The 17,070-nt window shown below is 37.5% G+C and carries 17 protein-coding genes and 2 pseudogenes; 12 read left to right on the plus strand and 7 right to left on the minus strand.

Annotation, left to right across the window (positions count from 1 at the left end; genetic code table 11):
- Positions 1-105 precede the first annotated feature (105 nt).
- From AK822_RS14830 to AK822_RS14995, 8 genes and pseudogenes are all read left to right on the plus strand, one after another.
- Entirely contained in the window at positions 106-357 is a 252-nt protein-coding gene (locus AK822_RS14830; RefSeq protein ID WP_060490746.1) for a hypothetical protein, read from the plus strand.
- On the plus strand, positions 357-1,286 hold the full coding sequence (locus AK822_RS04760) for a YdaU family protein (RefSeq protein ID WP_060490747.1): 930 nt from the start codon (positions 357-359) through the stop codon (positions 1,284-1,286). Before AK822_RS14830 ends, AK822_RS04760 begins: the two co-directional genes overlap by 1 nt.
- A complete protein-coding gene (locus AK822_RS04765) occupies positions 1,273-2,121 on the plus strand; it encodes an ATP-binding protein (RefSeq protein WP_060490748.1) in 849 nt (282 codons plus the stop codon). The genes AK822_RS04760 and AK822_RS04765 overlap by 14 nt, the downstream gene beginning before the upstream one ends.
- A complete protein-coding gene (locus AK822_RS04770) occupies positions 2,118-3,485 on the plus strand; it encodes a replicative DNA helicase (protein ID WP_060490749.1) in 1,368 nt (455 codons plus the stop codon). The genes AK822_RS04765 and AK822_RS04770 overlap by 4 nt, the downstream gene beginning before the upstream one ends.
- 430 nt (positions 3,486-3,915) lie before the next feature.
- A pseudogene (locus AK822_RS14635) lies at positions 3,916-4,302 on the plus strand (DUF2280 domain-containing protein).
- Positions 4,303-5,222: 920 nt separating this feature from the next.
- Complete coding sequence (locus AK822_RS04775; protein ID WP_060490750.1) at positions 5,223-6,311, plus strand: AAA family ATPase; 1,089 nt, start codon at positions 5,223-5,225, stop codon at positions 6,309-6,311.
- A 141-nt stretch (positions 6,312-6,452) separates the two neighbouring features.
- Positions 6,453-8,693 carry a S8 family peptidase gene (locus tag AK822_RS04780; protein ID WP_060490751.1) on the plus strand — a complete coding sequence of 747 codons (2,241 nt, stop codon included), beginning with the start codon at positions 6,453-6,455 and terminating at the stop codon, positions 8,691-8,693.
- Positions 8,694-9,175: 482 nt separating this feature from the next.
- On the plus strand, positions 9,176-9,352 hold the full coding sequence (locus tag AK822_RS14995) for a YdcA family protein (protein WP_167541666.1): 177 nt from the start codon (positions 9,176-9,178) through the stop codon (positions 9,350-9,352).
- Positions 9,353-9,426: 74 nt separating this feature from the next.
- Here the strand turns inward: AK822_RS14995 and AK822_RS04785 are convergent, their stop codons facing one another.
- Together AK822_RS04785 and AK822_RS04790 are read right to left on the minus strand one after the other, a co-directional pair.
- Positions 9,427-9,801, minus strand: coding sequence for a hypothetical protein (locus tag AK822_RS04785; protein WP_060490752.1), 375 nt, complete (start codon positions 9,799-9,801; stop codon positions 9,427-9,429).
- A gap of 175 nt (positions 9,802-9,976) precedes the next feature.
- Complete coding sequence (locus AK822_RS04790) at positions 9,977-10,162, minus strand: hypothetical protein (protein WP_060490753.1); 186 nt, start codon at positions 10,160-10,162, stop codon at positions 9,977-9,979.
- Positions 10,163-10,663: 501 nt separating this feature from the next.
- On the opposite strand from AK822_RS04790, the gene AK822_RS04800 reads away from it, so the two are divergent.
- On the plus strand, positions 10,664-11,524 hold the full coding sequence (locus tag AK822_RS04800) for a tetratricopeptide repeat protein (RefSeq protein WP_060490755.1): 861 nt from the start codon (positions 10,664-10,666) through the stop codon (positions 11,522-11,524).
- On the plus strand, positions 11,525-12,037 hold the full coding sequence (locus AK822_RS04805; RefSeq protein ID WP_060490756.1) for a hypothetical protein: 513 nt from the start codon (positions 11,525-11,527) through the stop codon (positions 12,035-12,037).
- A 91-nt stretch (positions 12,038-12,128) separates the two neighbouring features.
- On the opposite strand, the gene AK822_RS04810 is transcribed toward AK822_RS04805, so the two are convergent.
- Together AK822_RS04810 and AK822_RS15255 are read right to left on the minus strand one after the other, a co-directional pair.
- Positions 12,129-12,491, minus strand: coding sequence for a hypothetical protein (locus tag AK822_RS04810; protein ID WP_087945684.1), 363 nt, complete (start codon positions 12,489-12,491; stop codon positions 12,129-12,131).
- A pseudogene (locus AK822_RS15255) lies at positions 12,476-12,520 on the minus strand (hypothetical protein); the annotation flags it as partial. The pseudogene AK822_RS15255 and the gene AK822_RS04810, both read right to left, overlap by 16 nt.
- Before the next feature lie 330 nt (positions 12,521-12,850).
- Between AK822_RS15255 and AK822_RS04815 the strand changes: the two are divergent.
- Both AK822_RS04815 and AK822_RS04820 read left to right on the plus strand, forming a co-directional pair.
- A complete protein-coding gene (locus AK822_RS04815) occupies positions 12,851-13,447 on the plus strand; it encodes a hypothetical protein (RefSeq protein WP_060490758.1) in 597 nt (198 codons plus the stop codon).
- A gap of 396 nt (positions 13,448-13,843) precedes the next feature.
- Positions 13,844-14,143: a hypothetical protein gene (locus tag AK822_RS04820; protein WP_060490759.1), complete on the plus strand. Its 300-nt coding sequence runs from the start codon at positions 13,844-13,846 to the stop codon at positions 14,141-14,143.
- A 311-nt stretch (positions 14,144-14,454) separates the two neighbouring features.
- Here AK822_RS04820 and AK822_RS04825 read toward each other — a convergent pair whose 3' ends face one another.
- From AK822_RS04825 to AK822_RS04835, 3 genes are all read right to left on the minus strand, one after another.
- Entirely contained in the window at positions 14,455-15,153 is a 699-nt protein-coding gene (locus AK822_RS04825) for a GerMN domain-containing protein (RefSeq protein WP_157292358.1), read from the minus strand.
- A 202-nt stretch (positions 15,154-15,355) separates the two neighbouring features.
- Positions 15,356-15,868, minus strand: coding sequence for a peptidoglycan recognition protein family protein (locus AK822_RS04830; protein ID WP_060490761.1), 513 nt, complete (start codon positions 15,866-15,868; stop codon positions 15,356-15,358).
- Between the two features lie 208 nt (positions 15,869-16,076).
- Positions 16,077-17,060 carry a hypothetical protein gene (locus AK822_RS04835; RefSeq protein ID WP_060490762.1) on the minus strand — a complete coding sequence of 328 codons (984 nt, stop codon included), beginning with the start codon at positions 17,058-17,060 and terminating at the stop codon, positions 16,077-16,079.
- Positions 17,061-17,070 lie beyond the last annotated feature (10 nt).

Genomic DNA, 17,070 nt, shown 5'->3' on the forward strand with positions numbered 1-17,070 from the left:
AAAGCCGTAAGCACGCTAAGCGCAAGAACCACTACCAAAAGTATCACTCTGCGCGCCAACCTTCCAGTCAATGCCGCAAGAAAATAAGCAAGCATGGAGGGAGTCATGACTACCACACCTCGTAAAACGAACAGCCACAAAAAAGCCCGAGCGATTCGCTCAGGCTTCTTGGAACTGATAAATACTTTCGTGCTAACTCCACGGCAAAGACTAGCAGCCAAGCTGACATCATTCAGATCAGTGGTTAAACGTCACGAAAATGATAATAGCATAACTGTCTGCGAGATTGCACCCGTTCAAGCTGATAAATCTACGTCAATATGGTTTTTGACGACCAGCCAATCAGGGGGTATGTGATGCACTACTATCCACACCATATAGCGGATTTTAATAATGCTACGCGGCATTTGGGGCGTCTTGAGCGTTCTGTCTATCGTGATTGCATTGAAATGTACTACGACAATGAGTGTCCTTTAGATGGAACGGACTTGGAACGTCTCCAGAGACGCTTACTTTGTCACAGTGACGCAGAGAAGACCGCTCTTGATTTTGTCCTCAATGAATTTTTTGAAGAAGAAGGCGGTATTTACATGAATGGCCGCTGTGATAGAGAGATAGTCGGTTATAAAGCTAGAGATAAAGAAGCAGCTAAGAAGCAGGATGCCGCCAATGAACGTAAGCGGCGATATAGAGATGATAGGCGCGATATGTTTGCTAGGCTACGTACTGTAGGCGTTGTACCTGATTTTAATATAAAGATGGATGATTTGCGCGCCCTTTATTCTGAACATTGTCAGGTAGGTAAAGGCTTCCAAAAAGGTGACGCACATGGAACGTCTCGGGAACGTCTCGCGGACGCAAGTGGCACGACTAAAATAGAACCAATAACCAAGAACCAAGAACCAGTAACTAATACTAATGGCGATAGTGAGAAATCCCTGAACATTCCTTTTGATTTTTTCTGGAAGACCTATGCCAAGTCAGTAGCTAAGGATAAATGCGAAGTTAAGTGGGAGTCTCTTAGTGACAAGATACGTGAACAGATCATGCAGCACTTGCCAGCGTATGTTGCTTCAACACCAACTAAGAAGTTTCGCAAAGACCCTTATACCTATCTGAACCAAAAAGGCTGGCTAGACGACATCATTGTTGACGAATCAAGCAGCAATCAGCAGTCAAAGCCGTCTTACAGCAGTATGGATGTAAATACCAAGTATGAAAATCCAGACTACGACCCTTTGGATGGGCTATCTAGCAGAACAGGAGCGCCTAATGAAAATTATTAAAGAGTTATCGCGGATTGAGTTAGGGGCTACGGTGATGCGTGAGGTATTGGCTGAGTGCGACATACACGGTCAGACAGCTCATAGAGAAATAGCAGGCAAGGTTAATTGCTGCCATTGTAACGAAGAGAAGCGCGTACGTGACAACGAAGAGCGCCTTAAAACAGACCGCAGTATCATGAGAGCGTTAATGATAGTTAAAATGAAAAACAAGGGCGTGAGCGCGAATATGGGACGGTTTAGCGAATGGCGGTATGACTCACTAAAAGGTGATGACCAGCGCGCTAAGATTACCCAGCTGCAGCAATATAGTAAGGCTATCGACGGTCACTCGCGCAACATCGTTATTTTGGGGCCTACTGGGACAGGCAAGACGATGTTGGCCAATGCAATAGCGGTCAATCATTACTTGGTCAAAGAGCAGGCGCTAGCGAGCGAGTTTAAGAGCTATAACCAACAAGATTTTTATGATCACACTTGTGAATTGATAACGTCTTTTGATATTGGCGCACAGGCAAGAGGTCATTGGGGTAATTACCAGGTGAGTGAATATGATTACCTTCAGGAGCTTGCGGCAAACGAGTTGCTGATTATTGATGACTTGGGAGCGGGCGACGGTCACGAAAAAGACCGCGCGCGCATTGCCCAGATAATCGCCTTACGTTACAACCGAGCGCCGACAGTCATAACCACCAATATGGACATTAAGGGCCTACGTGAGTTCTTAGGCGATAGAGCATGGGACCGATTACAGCAAAACCTATTGGTGATGCATTGCGATTGGGGTAGCTATAGAACTCAAACGTCAGACATTCAGATTGCAGGAGCCGCCCGATGATTAATGATCAAAAGAGATTTATCCAAGTTGAGCAGTGTGTACTTAATCAGCTGCTTGGCAAGGAGGGTGCGTTTGATAAAGTCAGCGACGTTGTTATTGCTCAGGACTTTGAAGCTGCAAGGCATCAGGTTATCTATCAAGCAATCAGTGATTTGGCAATGAACAGCAAGCCTTATGACGAGGTTATGGTAGCGGATCTTCTCGAAGAGCGTAACCAGCTCAATGAAGAATGTTGCCCAGCCGGTTACTTTGCTCAAATGAGCTTAGTACCAAGTATTACGTCCAATAGCTTACGCAGTCATGCCCAGCTAGTAAAAAGCCGTTCAATTCGTCGTCAGTCTATTGCTCAAATGATGTATGGCATACAGAAGCTTGAAGAAGGTGACAATCAGACCATTGAGGTTAACAACGAGGTTATGAGGGCCATTGCCAACCTTGAAGTGGGTGACACTGACAACAGTTGTTCTCGAGTAGGTGATTTGATGGACGGAATGATTGAACGTATCGCGGCTGCTAGAGATGGTGTTAACAACTTCATCTCTACCGGCTTCCCAGAGCTTGATAACTTGATGATGATTGATGCTGGAAACTTGGTCGTGGTCGCTGCTCGTCCGTCAATGGGTAAGACTGCCTTAGTCATGAATTGGCTTGCACATATCGCCAATTACCGAGAAGGTGAAGCGGTATTCTTTAGCGTAGAGATGCCACAAGAGCAGGTCATGGACAGGCTAGCAAGCGCCGAGGCTAAGGTTGAGCTTACCTCTATCAGAAAAGGTCAGCTAAGTGAGGATGAGTGGGCGCGGATGCATCGCTTTGTCTCAGATCAAAAGAGCATGCCTTTAATCATCGTGGATGAAAAGGATATCAGCATTGCGAAGATACGCACTCACTTGAACTGCATCAAGCGTGAGGCTAGCGGTAAGCTATCTGCGATTGGTATTGATTACCTGCAGATAATGGGCGGGCTTGATGGACAGTACAAGATTGATAATATCGGCAAGGTCACTCGCACGCTAAAAGCATTGGGGCATGAGTTTGGCTGCCCAGTGTTCTTGCTGTCTCAGTTGAGCCGTGATGTTGAGAAGCGCCCAAATAAGCGCCCGATCATGTCTGATCTACGCGATTCAGGCACTATTGAGCAAGACGCTGACCTTATCACTTTCATTTACCGTAATGACTACTACGAGCAGAAAGAGAAGGGCGGTAGCGCCAAGCTCGATGGTTCGGCAGAGATCATCTTGGCCAAGAGTAGAAACGGACCAACTGGAACCGTAAGGCTGGGCTTTGAGGGGCAATATGCACGCTTTGCCAATTACATACCAATGATGAATGACTTGGACGATGTGCCGGACTACGGGGGTTGATAGTATGAGTATTATCAAATTTGAGAAAAAAGAATACGAAGTTATTACCTCGTGCGAGCACAACATCATAAGTATCGATAGGTCTAACAGGTCAATAACCTGTAGAGATTGCAAAGAGGTACTAGACCCTTTTAGTACAATTATGGAGGTCGCCGTCATTGGCTTAACTGTCCGTCATGTTTAAAAGGAATGCACCGAACCACGTACGATAAGATAATTTGCGAATATATGAACTTGATGGAAAGATTATTAGGAGCAGAACGTAAAATTCTTAACATCCAATCTTGCTCGCATTTCAAATGACAGCAAGCTACCTGTTATCAACTGTTGAGACCCACACCGAAATTGAGTATAGAAAAGTATAGCAGTGAGTTAAAAATTATGCAGGATTTAGGTTCACTTAGAGATACGAAGAGGCATTACGGCAGCGCTGAACACTAAGGTTAAAGCCTATATCGTCAGAGGGCTTGCCACCTATATGACCCCTTCCGAGGTAGTGTATACCGTCAAGCAAGAATTTGACGGGCTTATTGCTACTAGGTAACAAGTTGCAAAGTATAATCCTGAGAAAGCGTCCGGAGTTAGTTTATCTGATAAGTGGCAAGTGTTATTCGTACAGCACCGCAAAAACTTCAATGATGAAATCAGCTCTATACCAATAGCCAATAAGGCTTACAGGTTAAAGATGCGTGATGAAATGGTGCTAGAGGCTTTGGAGTCTAAAAACATGCCATTGGTAGCAAAAATATTAGAACAGGCAGCCAAGGGAGTAGGTGAGGCATTCACCAACAAGCATAAGGTTAACCATGCTTTATAGGGTATCGTAAATCCAACGAGACCTAGACCAACAGTATCACCCGACATTGCTAGGGCTATTAGCAAATCTTAGTCCTGGTACTTGTCACTCCCCAAGTTTCGGGAATGGCTCTTGCTTGGATTTCAAGTCTGATCAAGATGCAATTACTTGCCAGCAGGCGCAACCTGATGCTATTGGCTGCAATCCATCCACAACTGGATGCAAAGTATGAAGTAATGGCACTGCCTAAAGTTGGGTAGTCAAATCATAGGGTGTGAAGAAGGTAATCCTCTATCAGCAACTACAAGTTTTTTACTAGTGGCCTAATGCTCACCGGGTTTACGACTTAATGACAAATACCCAAGGCTCTAGGTCGTTGGGAAGTATTGGCGGCACAGTCCACCTTTCATCACCGTACCCATCAGCGTTTTAAACGCGCATAGCGTTCATCGTCATGATGAGTGGTCTTAGACTTCCTCAGATTGAGAATATCGAGATCTACTAAAGTGTGCTCAAAATTGAGCAGTGTTGGCGAGCAAGAAGCGCGTTCAAGTGGAGGTATTTAGGTCGGCATTGCTATGATCTATGCGAGACAGACGCAGCGCATAACTTCGAGTAATGTACCTATTCACTCTCAAATTTTAATAAGGATCTAAATTTGTCATCGACATCACTCACCGCTGCATCAGGTAGATTTGTTCCCTTCTGATCATATTAGGACCTGAAAAATTTTAATAGCCTACTAACCGGTTTCTGATATAAGTAATGACCTAAAGCTGAAACATCCAACATTACTACATACTTTGAGTTTCATAAAGCATGAGGTTTCATAAGGAAAAAAAGTTATTAATGCTTGGTGGTAAAATTTAACTATTATTTTATTGTAAAATTTACCACTATGACCTAAAATGTCGTTATTGTTGAGATATAGGTGGTAAATTATGAATGATTATGATGGATTTTTGACTTTGGCTGAGTTGGTTTTGGTAGGTGATAGTGACAATGCTTCTAAATTCGCCCGACAAAATCTATTGAAAATTGCTAAGCATCATCCAGATTTGAATGATAAGATTTTAAATATAATTAAAAAAAATAGAGGGGTGGGTGTAACGAAAAGTCTTAGGTTTTCTAAAAAACCTCTACCAGTAGATCAAGACAGCAGGCTTGAATTAATAAAAACATCCGTTACTTCTCAAGTATTTCCAGAAACTAAGTGGCCTGATGAAGTACAGAAGACTCTTGACGAAGTAATTGAAGAGCGAAAGTTCGAAGAAAAGCTAGTTCTAGCTGGTCTAGATCCCATAACGTCATTATTATTCGTAGGAGCGCCGGGGGTTGGGAAAACATTGGCAGCTGCTTGGCTAGCACTAATGCTGAATAAACCCTTTTACGTACTTGATTTGTCAGCAGTGATGAGTAGTTATCTGGGTAGAACAGGTAATAATATTAGAACAGTACTGGATTTTGCTAAGTCTCAGTCTGCTGTACTTCTATTAGATGAATTTGATGCAATCGCAAAACGACGTGATGATAATAGTGAGATAGGTGAATTAAAAAGACTAGTGACTGTATTATTACAAGAAATTGAAAACTGGCCTAATGATGGCTTATTAATTGCTGCTACTAATCATGAGGAGCTTTTAGATCCAGCAGTATGGCGTAGATTCAATAAGACTGTAGTTTTTCCAAATCCCAGTTATGATGATATTTATAAATTTTTAAAGTTTAATTTAAGTAAGTACATTGATGATAAATCGATTATTCCTATTTTGAGTATTTTGTTTGTTGGCGAGACTTACGCTAATATTGATAAAAAGATAAAGTTTTTCAGAAAAAATTCTGTATTATCAGATACTCCGTTGGATTTGTTACTTCATAAATATATAGAAGAAGTAGATAAGAGTATAGACAAAACTAATAAGGAGAAAATGAAGCATTTAGCCATCGACTTGCTAAAAGAAAATATTAGTCAAAGACAAGTAAGTAAGATTACGGGAATTAGCAGGCCCACGCTAAGTAAAATGCTTTAAGAACTTACAGTCTGCAGCTAATCAACATTAAAGGTTTGCATTAATTTTAACGGATTTTTTTAGAATAGTTGTCAAATATATGAGCTAGGTAAAATTTAGATAATAGTTAAATACTAATAAGAAATTAAAGGATGATTAATCATGGCTAGAGATAGTAACTTTTTAATTGGAAGTGGAGAGAAATTAATCTCTCAAGCAGTTATTAAAAGTGGTGGTGGACCTAAAAATCGCCCTTACAGCTTTCAAGAAGCTAAAGAAAGAATTTTTGGTCAGTTAGAGAGAGTTATTAATAATATAGCTGAACTTCCAGAGATAGCCAAGCCCAATGATGAAGCTATTATTTCTGTGACTTTACATCCAAGATATGTATCGAAAAGTGATCATCCTCAAAATTTCTTTGAAGCTCAAAATCTCATAGCAGTTGGAAGTAAGCCCAAGCACGTTAAACCTGATAATTGGGGTACTAAAAAAGTACCTGATGATGAGTCTTTGACAGATATATATTATATAAAATCATCAATTTTTAATCTCGAAAACTTCTTAAATAATATTGGTGATTTAACTGAAAATGAGTTAAATAAGACGATTTGTTATTTTGAGCAACTAGATATAGACTCTAGTACAGAGAAGTTTCAAGGTGATATTACTGATTATGAAGATGAAGAAAATATCTTAATAGAATGTGTTCTCCATAATGGCGCATCAGAAATTGTATTGGCCGGATTTTTTAATTACTTAGCAACTCTAGACGATAGTATTAAATATAATTTTGGTAAGGCTCGATCCGTTGGTCAGTTAGGCTTTGTACCAATAATTACCGATGCAAAAAATCTAGATAGCATTGGTAAGTTTAGTTTTCTAAGAGCGTTTAGAAAAATGCCTGATTTAAGACCCTTTCGTCCTTCATTAACGAGAGATATGAACGATTGTATATATGAACTACCTACCAGTGTACTATTTGATAATATTAGAGCCGTAGTGTTTGATGGTGGGTTACCAGACAGTTTTGATTTGCCTGACTATATTAATTATGAAGAAATGGATGGGATTGGACAACCTACCGATGATTTTCTTCAGCATGGTTTAGCTGTTACAAGTGCTTATTTATTTGGTCACATAAACAGCTCAGATAGTCTAAGCCCGATTTCAAATGTAACTCATGTCCGTGTTCTTGGAGAAAAACATCTTAATCCTGTCACTATGGATGATATTAACCTATACGATGTAGTTGATAATATTGTTGACTACATGGAAAGAGAACAACCTGATTTAGTAAATATTAGCTTAGGTCCGAATTGTTCCGTGGATGATAATGAAGTTACTTACTGGACTGCAAAACTCGACGGATATGTTGCTGAAAACGATGTGTTAATAACAGTTGCAGCTGGTAATAATGGTGACTGTTCTAGTCTTGGTAGTTTAAATAGAATTCAAATTCCATCAGATGGTGTAAATATATTAAGTGTTGGAGCTGCAAACTCATCAAATGGTGTCTGGGAAAGAGCTTCCTATAGCGCTATGGGTCCAGGTAGAAATCCTGGAGTAATTAAGCCTGATATTATTGCCTTTGGTGGAAGTAACCAAGAGTTTTTTAAAGTTCTTGATCTCTATAATGGTAACCTAGTCCTTAATAAACAACAGGGGACGAGTTTTGCTGCACCTCTAGTAATGAGACATGCTGCATTTATTAAAGGAAATTTTGGTACTAATGTATCAAATATGGCATTAAAAGCAATATTAATACATCAGTCGGAGATGAATAGCTTTACTCATCAAGAAGTGGGCTGGGGCAAATGTCATGATGATATTAATTATGCTGTTACATGTAACGATGATGAAGTAACAGTTATTTATCAAGATGTTTTGGCGGTTGGTTCCTTTACAAGACTGCCGTTGCCTATTAAAGACATTAAACTCCAGGGTAGAGTTTCTATAAAGAGCACGATCGTATCTAAAACTGATGTTGATCCTGAGTATGCGGCTGCTTATACTAAGAAAGGTTTTGAAGCTGTGTTTAGACCCCATGATGATAGTTTCAGCGAAGAAAATAGTGAACATCCCAAAGCGAAGTCTTTTTTCCCTAATGACAAGGCGTCTCGCACTAGTGAACATACAATGAAGTCTCAAGGTGCTAAATGGGAATGTGTTAGAAAAGCGGAAGTGAGATTCATGGCTACGTCACTATCTAATCCAGTATTTGACTTAACTAGTCACCACAGAGATAAAGGTCAAGATGAAAGTGATAAACAGCCGATAGAGTTCGTTTGTGTAATAACTATCAAGTGTGAAAGTGTGAGCGATTTATACAACGAAGTAGTGAGAAACTACCGAGGTATTTTAAATCCATTAACACCTCAGCAAACTATTCAAATTAGTATCTAATGACTTTACCTACCATTGTCGCTAACGTGACAGCACGATTAGAAGATGCCTCCAAACCCTGGAAGTATCTTTTAATAGCGATCTTCTCACTACCGGCTGGAGTAGTTCTCTGTCGTGGGAATAATTGTATGGAGCAGTAAATTATTATACTGCCAAAAGCTGAATAGAGATAACGGCCGTTAGAGTTGGAGCTGTAAAACTTATGGTAGATGATAGGAGTTAGATTTCAAACGCGATTTTTCCTCTATTTGGTGGGGCTAGCAAGGTGATATCATTGTTCATTTTTGAATAGTGGAAAGGATTCGATATGATATCGAACGGTATTCTTACTAGCAAACTAATTGATCAATGAAAATCTGCCCTATAGCGAGTATATAGTCTTAATATAATTTTTTATAAACATAAGTTAGATATTTGTTGCTGAAAATAATACTCAGTGATATATTTTGAATTTATGTCATCTAATTATTGAGGCGGTTGCGATGAAAGTTTGGTCAGCGTTTGTAGTATCTATGCTTATGATGGCACCAGTCGTACAAGCGAATGCTCAGAACTCTCCTTGTTCTAAAAGCATGGGCGGTGTTTCGCATTGTCAAAATGGTAAGTTTGTTTGTAATAATGGTAAGATCAGTCAATCTAAGAAAGTTTGTACCAGCTAGCGTTTAGTCAGCCTTATCAGTAAAAAACCCACTGCATCAGTGGGTTTTTTACTGATAAGGCTTTATATTGAAAATCAGTAATTATTTTCGTCAGCAAAATCATCGAAATCATCATCTCTTAAGTCTGCACCTAAGACTTGTAGGTTGCTCTCAATAATCCTAAAAGGACCTTCTGGATTGGGGCCTTCAACCCATTCTACTGTGCCATGTCTATCAAGTCCTACTTCTAAAAATATTTTACCTTCTTCATTTGTAAATGGATGATATATGAATCCGATATACATTTGTATAAACAAGTCATCGCTACGCTTTCCTGATTCTTCTAATGAGAAATCTTGTGCTGAAAACACATCTCTAAGATCAGAAACATCATAATCTGAACCAAAATCGTTTTTATCACTATCATTTTTGTACCATTCGTAAATTACTTCACCTGTTATACTCGCCATTTTATTCGCTCCGTAGAAAAGAAAAACTAATATTATCCCAAAATCAATTAAAGATAGTACCTGCCTAATTTACAACGAAGTGTAATATTAAGCTATTTTTAATTTTTCGTGTTCAATACTATCGAAGTGAGACGAGGTTATAAGTAATTCGTTACCAATTCTCTTTTTTACAGCACTATAGTTGATATAAAATTCTAGTATCTGAGATATTGTCGCAGGCGAGAGACCAGAATAAAAAATTTCTGGCCAATTTTTCATCATCGTAGCGTAATGTCTCATAAGCCCATTTGACGAGCTCATGCCCACGCTTACCGCTTGCTTCCAATGTCTTAATATCGATATTAGTTTCAATCGTTGCCATACGTTACCACCTTATGACCAGCCTTAATCGTGTTGGCTAATATATAGAGAGTCAATATGATATCGATACTAATCACGATTATAAATAATGATTTGCCAAAAAAACCCGCACAATGGCGGGTTTTTTGGTTCAATGCATTAGGTTATATAAAGTTATTGATATATATTTTTTGAAAAATACAGGGTTGACATATACAAAAATAAATGCTGTATAAATTGAACAAATGACCCCACAATGGTATCATCTATTTGTGATAGCTTGTGATAGCTTGTGATAGCTTGTGATAGCTTGTGATAGCTTGTGATAGCTTGTGATAGCTTGTGATAGCTTGTGATAGCTTGTGATAGCTTGTGATAGCTTGTGATAGCTTGTGATAGCTTGTGATAGCTTGTGATAGCTTGTGGATGCGCCATTGTGTGCCTATACAGAGTACGTGTCCTGTGGGACATTTTTTGCATCTGAAATATCTGCAAAGAAATACAGATGAAATGAAGGTGAATTATGACAATACGTCCAAAAAACTCTAAACAAGAAATTTTGAGTAATGTTCTTAGTGATATTATAGATGAGTTTTTCTCTCAACAGAGAGGTATAGTGATACCTGCCACTAATATAATTCTTAAAGATTATTTAAAGAAGGCAGATGAAAATAAAGAAGGTGGGCCCTCTATATATTATCTTATTCAAGCATTGGCAGAAATGGCTAAAGGCAATATCCAAGCTGCTGAAAAATTTTGCAGTAATGCCACAAGACTTGACCCTAATCACCCTACAATTATGTCGAATTATGCTACGATCTTATACCTTTTAGGGCGTCATGAAGAAGTGAAAAAAATAGTTAAAAAGTTGTTTGACGAGAAAAATGTTTCTCCTAAAAGAGATAGTGCAGTGAGTACAAACCTGATGCACAGCTCGCTAGTTACTTTAGATACTAGTTACTATGAGTCATCGAACGCAATTAGTACTATCAATGGTTGGAATGATGTTGTGGATTATATTAAGAGAATCAAAAACGACCTTCATGAAGTTGATATTTCTTCCAACGAACACACTGAATTCATGGAGCAACTAGAGCTTTTTCTGTTTGTTAAAACTCGTCAGATGGCAGCCTATAGATTAAGTATCGAAAATGGTTTAGACAGGTATTTAAAGATTGAGGTGTTTCTAGACATCAACGCAGACGAAGCTTCTTACCTAAATTCAGAATTCACCACTCATTTTGTGGATTACGTTTTTGATAAAGATCGTCATGACCTGCTAGGTAAGTTTGTGGTTTTTTTCAAACAGAATGAAAGCCGTCATGATGGCACTGAAAACTCAGATGCTTTATATTTAGGTATGAATGAAGAGTTGGTGGCTTAGATGGCGGTAACGATTGAGGATTTATATAAGCAAAAGTTAAAAGTTGATGAGATGAGTTATGAGTGTGCAGAAGCTCATAAGCGATTAAAGATTATTCGTGGTTATTACGCTACTTTTTTATACGCTAGCTCCTTATTTGATAATCCTCATTCAAACGGACATATGTTGGATAAACATGATTATCCGCCTAATCCAACTGAAAGAACCTCTAAGTATGGTTCTCATCAGAAAATACACATGAGCTTGCAGCGCTCAAGAATTAGAGTTTTATCCGATCTGGGTATAGATCTACAAAAGTATCATGATATTAGAAAAAAGGCAGAATACGATATAGGCTTGGACATTACAGTTGAAGAAATAGATTTCGCTGAGTCTTCTTTCAAACAGCTCAAAGAGTATATTGATTTTTACATTAAAAATGGCGATCATCACTTCACTAAGTCAAAAAAGGTCATTAACGCCACAGTAGGCCGTAATGGTGTCAAAACTAGTGGTCTGAAAATATTGAAATAAAAAATAGTTTTGTCGAGCAAAGCAAAAAGGCATTCGCGATTTATTCATGTAATGCCTTTTTTATTGTCATCAATTCTGCTTACTAAAAATTCTAAACTTCTTCATACCTCTCATCACATACCTTCAGTCTAATCCCTATAACATCACTCAAGTCAGCACCTTTCTTAATACTGTAAGGCACGTTCGGGGTCATACCATCTTTCTTCAGAGCCATTTGAGCCGCCTTGTTCAGCGGCGTACCAATAGAGGAGTCTTCAATATGACCTACAGGTTCAAAATATACTTCAATACCAAAATCTGGATAATAAACGCAGGATATCTCACCTGATGTCGTAAATGGGTAGGGTGTATCATGCACTGGAACATCACCAGAAACAAATTTATTACTATCGTCTTGAGTAGGAGAGCATGCAATTGAAGGTAAGACGGCTATATTGATCAACCACCTGGGCATATCGATTCGCATGGGACACCATCCTTGTCTCTATCTAATCGAGTATTGCCTCACTTTAATGCCTGCTTAGCTTGCTCACAATTAGCCATCTGGCCACAAGTACTAGGTAAGCCTTTGCACTGAGCGCCACCATTCACACGCACAAGAAAAAAACTGTTTCAAATAGAAGTTAAAGCAGGTTAAAGGTGGGATTTTGATATTATTGGAGAGTAATTTGAATAACTTTTAATTCAAAAACCTTGAAAAATATAATTTTTTAAACTTCTTGAGTGTTACCATTAACTTACAGAATTGTAAGTACTAATATAAAGTATTTACGTTTTTTATGTCTAATGATAGATGCTTTTGGAGAAGTTTATATGAGTTTTTTTAGTAAATCCCTATTTATCAAATTGGTAGCAAGTTTAATAATCCTATCAACTACATCTTATGCAGCTCAAGCTAACCCTATTTTGCAAGAAAAGAAAGAAGTCTTAAAGCAGGCAAGTAATTTTGCTCAAGCAGTAGCTTGCTATACTACTTTTACAGGTGATGCACAGACTACTATTGAGGATGTCTATTTAGTTGAAAGCAGTGACGGTTATGCTGAATATTTTGTTTTCTGGTCTGGGGATTGGTCATGTTGGGGTGGTGCTTCAACATATCGTTCATATTTGACTTCTTTTTCAAAACTTGCCGACAACAGACCTTTTATAGTTGATAAACAAGATATATTAGCTGATATTAACGCTGATGGCTATTTAATAAATGATAGATTTATTAAAGATGTTAAGTACGAAAAAGGTAAGTTTTTTATTACTGGATCTGACTTTAGCAATATAGAAAGCGATTTTGAAGGTAATAACCTCCCTATAAATCGTTATCAATATACTTTAGCTAAGGTTGATAGCAATGATGAAACGAAATGGGCGCTGTTAGACAAGAAGTTTATAGGTAAAAATAAACGCGATAACTAGGGCGTGTTGAACATTCAAATGTGGTGCTGGCAGTGACTATTTTTTAGACAATATGCAGTGAAATTTTTGAGGCCTAGTTATTCTAGGTGAAACAATTTCGCCATATATTGGCAAAAAATAGTCCTGCCCTAAAAGGCTGATGCTAAAATCACCCCAAACGTTGTTGCAAGCCTAGCTAAGGTCTCGACATTATCGTCGGTTTGCGCCTAGTTTGGTACAATTTTAGCAATCAGCAGCCCTAATATTTGAATGTTCAACACGCCCTAATGATAATGTGTTAAAAATCTAATTTTGATAATTACAAAATAAAATATAGTTGAAAAATAAAATTTTCCTAATGATTTAGACAACTTATATAGTGATCGTGTTTGAACTAACTTTAAGGTAGTAAATATCATGAGATTATTAAACCAATTATCTACATTCCTATCAGGCATTATGGTTTTAACAGTTTGTTCCTTGGGAATAGCAAATGCCAATAACGAATATGCCTTAGCTGAAGCCAAACAACCTAGTTCAGATGCATATGAATATGCACGCGCAGCTAGGGCAGAAGCAGAAGCAGCTAGGGCACAGTCCAATGCAGCAGCAGTAGCAGCTTGGGGAGAAAGAGACGTAGCTATGGAGGAAGCAGAAGCAGCTATGGAGGCAGCAGCAGTAGCAGCTTGGGCAGAAAGAGATGTAGCTATGGAGTAAGCAGAAGCAAAAAATAATCTTAAACTGAGAGAATAGCTATTAAGCACACATTTTTAAATAATAAGTAGGGCAAATAATTACAAAATAACCTTTAGTTGATAAGGTGTGTACTGAATAACAGAAAAATAAAAAACGGTTGTTGGTATTATGGTTGGTATCGCCTGTTTTTAAATTATTAATATTGTTTATTATCAAAAACTTGAGTTTATAGTTTAGTTTCCGCCATCTCCACCAAATATTAAAAATCCGATCACTTAATGTGGTCGGATTTTTTTTGGTTTAATTTTAAATGTAGATAGTTGAAATAAAAGTTAAAAGGGACAATCAACTGATTCTTCATTAGCAAAAAAAGTTATTTCGTAATTATAAGTATTATTGACGCAAATCTGTGCATCATTAACAGCATCAAATTGCTCGGCTGTTAAAGTGATAGCCATTGTAAAATCGATCACTTGCTGTGGCGATCTCAAATCTTTAGTTAAGTCATTAGCAGTAAAATGAATCTTAGCGATGTGGTTCTCAATTTTCACTGTAAAATTTTCATTGCCGAAATTACTAGACTCAAACCCTAGTTTTTTCTCTTCTGGTGTTAAACCGTTCAAGTATTCTTGAATAGTGTTCTTTAGTGGTGAATCTTTATCTACATGTCGAATAACATAGACATAGTCATCTATATTTGGGTTTATAAAGTATACTTTTACCGCTAGCTTATCTTTGACTGGTTTCTTATTTATTTTATTGAGATAGTTTTTATAACTTTCGGTATACGCTTCCTTATTAGGGGTTTCAGGTGGATTAATAAAAGCTGATTCATTTTCAACTTTTTCTTGGTCTACAAAGGGAAATGGAAAGTATTGATCACATTCTTTTTGGTAGCACCCAAAACTGTATTTGGAGCCATCGCTACATTCAGCATGACCATAAGCTCCAGCATTTAAAGTAATATTACAAACATTGTTATCTACTTCAATATCATCAAATTCCATTTCGCATGTTGTAATAGAATTCATAACATAAATGTTCCGCTGCGACTCTTTCTTGACTAATGACATCAGATGTTTAAAATCATCTATAGACAACGACCATGAAATACCTTCTTTAGGTACGTCGTTCTTAACTGTAGTGTCTGCGTCGACGCATAAATTTTGATAAACCTCTGCTTCCTCTTGGCAGGCAGATAGACACGAAGTGATTAATAATATACCTACAGTCTTATAAATATTCTTTAATAGCATTGTATACTGTACTCCCTTCACCTTCGGTTTTAGCTGCGACATCTTCATGTACTGCTATATCAGATTGAGTCAATCCATAATGAATAAGTAGGTACTTGGTAAGGCAAGCAACGCCTTGAGTTTGTTTTACAGTAAGCTTTTGCCAACTATGCACATTATTACCATTTGCAGGTCCAACTGTTGGTTTTCCATTCTTATCAAGGGGCATACCTACAACTTCAATTCCTACTGAATAGGAGTTTGCATTACCAGCGTGTATAGTAAGTTTATTCAAGTTTGCTGTTTGGTAAATTTTACCATCCTTGTCTACAACAAAGTGTGTACCATATGGTTTTGACCCTCTATTAAAAGAATTAAATGTTGATTGAGCAGAACTATTGACGGTTCGATGCAAAATTATTTTTTTAATTTTTTGAGTGTAATTCATTCTTTCAAGCTTAGGAGTATGATGTTTTATTATACGAGAATGACTTAGAAAACCAGCTTGCATTGGTAGTTTTTCTGTTTTATTGCAAAAACAACCTGATATGTTTGAAGGGCAGTCACTACTATTTGAAACTAGTTTTTCAACAATATTAAATTTTTCGCAAGCTCCAAATGATCTATACTTTTCGCCATCTATTATATAGTGTTCAACTGATTGTGCAATTTATTCTATACTGACAAATGCTTCGCCACCTATTGAGCACACTACATTTTTAGTTAAAATCTAATTCAAAAGGATCATTGTTACGTTTGGTATCTCGAATTTCTATATAACGTGACTGACATTGTTGAATATTAATTTCTGTATCTTTAATTTTATCTCTTAAGATAGGTAGAGATTGAACAAGTTTCTTTTGAATGATTTTTAAGTTTGGAAGGTTGTTTTCTTTAAGGTAAGGTATAAAATCCTGATCGTAATATTTTAACCAAGCACAGGCTTCAGTTACATTAAAATCATAAGGGTCATAAGCCAAAATTTGGAGGTAGAAACTCACTAGATTACCATTAGCTAAATTGTTACTAGGAATACTATTCATAAACTGGTTGTCCCATGAGAACAAATACATGAGTAGATATTCTTTGACTCTATTTAATTCTTGCTTATCTACATCTTGCATGAGCCTATAAGATAAAATGTTGTAATCATCATATTCATCTCCACGTCTATAGTCAGAAAAAAACTTTTCAATTAAGGTGTGTTTTATAGAGTTGGCGTTATATTTTAAGGCAATCTCTAAACAATTATCTTTAATAGCTAAAATATCTTTTTTATTTATTTTCATGGTATTTTTGATAAAATCATTATCAAATTGATAGCTCCAAGTATAAACGTCCGCACAAGCGTAAGGATGATCAATTTTCGCTAATTCAAATATTTTTTGATAACCTTGCGTTTCGACATCAAGGTTATCAACATGCCACAATTGATATGTTGCCCATGCGTACTGAGCATTTATCTCCTTTGGGTCTTTAGCATATTTGTGCAGTAGTTCCATTCTTTCTTCGTCATAAATCCTAAGATTTAGGTCACTAGCTCGTAAATTCATTGCTTCATTAAAACTTAAGCGTCGATCAGTTGGTAACTTAATTTCTTGATCATAAGAGCTATTCATTTTTGTCCCTTGATTAGTTGCTGTAGAAGACTCGCATGAGGATAAAAAAAGTACAGCTGTTAATGGAATTAGTAATTTTTTCATTAGTATAAGT

Origin of the sequence: Psychrobacter sp. P11F6 (assembly GCF_001435295.1) — a bacterium.
GTDB lineage: Bacteria > Pseudomonadota > Gammaproteobacteria > Pseudomonadales > Moraxellaceae > Psychrobacter.

What these genes read in the sequence shown, in the direction of transcription:
- AK822_RS04825 (WP_157292358.1), bottom strand. Translation starts at nt 15,153, where the DNA reads ATGAATTCTATTACAACATGCGAAATGGAATTTGATGATATTGAAGTA.
- AK822_RS04815 (WP_060490758.1), top strand. Translation starts at nt 12,851, where the DNA reads ATGAGTTTTTTTAGTAAATCCCTATTTATCAAATTGGTAGCAAGTTTA.
- AK822_RS04820 (WP_060490759.1), top strand. Translation starts at nt 13,844, where the DNA reads ATGAGATTATTAAACCAATTATCTACATTCCTATCAGGCATTATGGTT.
- AK822_RS04835 (WP_060490762.1), bottom strand. Translation starts at nt 17,060, where the DNA reads ATGAAAAAATTACTAATTCCATTAACAGCTGTACTTTTTTTATCCTCA.
- AK822_RS04790 (WP_060490753.1), bottom strand. Translation starts at nt 10,162, where the DNA reads ATGGCAACGATTGAAACTAATATCGATATTAAGACATTGGAAGCAAGC.
- AK822_RS04780 (WP_060490751.1), top strand. Translation starts at nt 6,453, where the DNA reads ATGGCTAGAGATAGTAACTTTTTAATTGGAAGTGGAGAGAAATTAATC.
- AK822_RS04765 (WP_060490748.1), top strand. Translation starts at nt 1,273, where the DNA reads ATGAAAATTATTAAAGAGTTATCGCGGATTGAGTTAGGGGCTACGGTG.
- AK822_RS04800 (WP_060490755.1), top strand. Translation starts at nt 10,664, where the DNA reads ATGACAATACGTCCAAAAAACTCTAAACAAGAAATTTTGAGTAATGTT.
- AK822_RS04785 (WP_060490752.1), bottom strand. Translation starts at nt 9,801, where the DNA reads ATGGCGAGTATAACAGGTGAAGTAATTTACGAATGGTACAAAAATGAT.
- AK822_RS04760 (WP_060490747.1), top strand. Translation starts at nt 357, where the DNA reads ATGCACTACTATCCACACCATATAGCGGATTTTAATAATGCTACGCGG.
- AK822_RS04805 (WP_060490756.1), top strand. Translation starts at nt 11,525, where the DNA reads ATGGCGGTAACGATTGAGGATTTATATAAGCAAAAGTTAAAAGTTGAT.
- AK822_RS14830 (WP_060490746.1), top strand. Translation starts at nt 106, where the DNA reads ATGACTACCACACCTCGTAAAACGAACAGCCACAAAAAAGCCCGAGCG.
- AK822_RS14995 (WP_167541666.1), top strand. Translation starts at nt 9,176, where the DNA reads ATGAAAGTTTGGTCAGCGTTTGTAGTATCTATGCTTATGATGGCACCA.
- AK822_RS04770 (WP_060490749.1), top strand. Translation starts at nt 2,118, where the DNA reads ATGATTAATGATCAAAAGAGATTTATCCAAGTTGAGCAGTGTGTACTT.
- AK822_RS04775 (WP_060490750.1), top strand. Translation starts at nt 5,223, where the DNA reads ATGAATGATTATGATGGATTTTTGACTTTGGCTGAGTTGGTTTTGGTA.
- AK822_RS04830 (WP_060490761.1), bottom strand. Translation starts at nt 15,868, where the DNA reads ATGCAAGCTGGTTTTCTAAGTCATTCTCGTATAATAAAACATCATACT.
- AK822_RS04810 (WP_087945684.1), bottom strand. Translation starts at nt 12,491, where the DNA reads ATGCCCAGGTGGTTGATCAATATAGCCGTCTTACCTTCAATTGCATGC.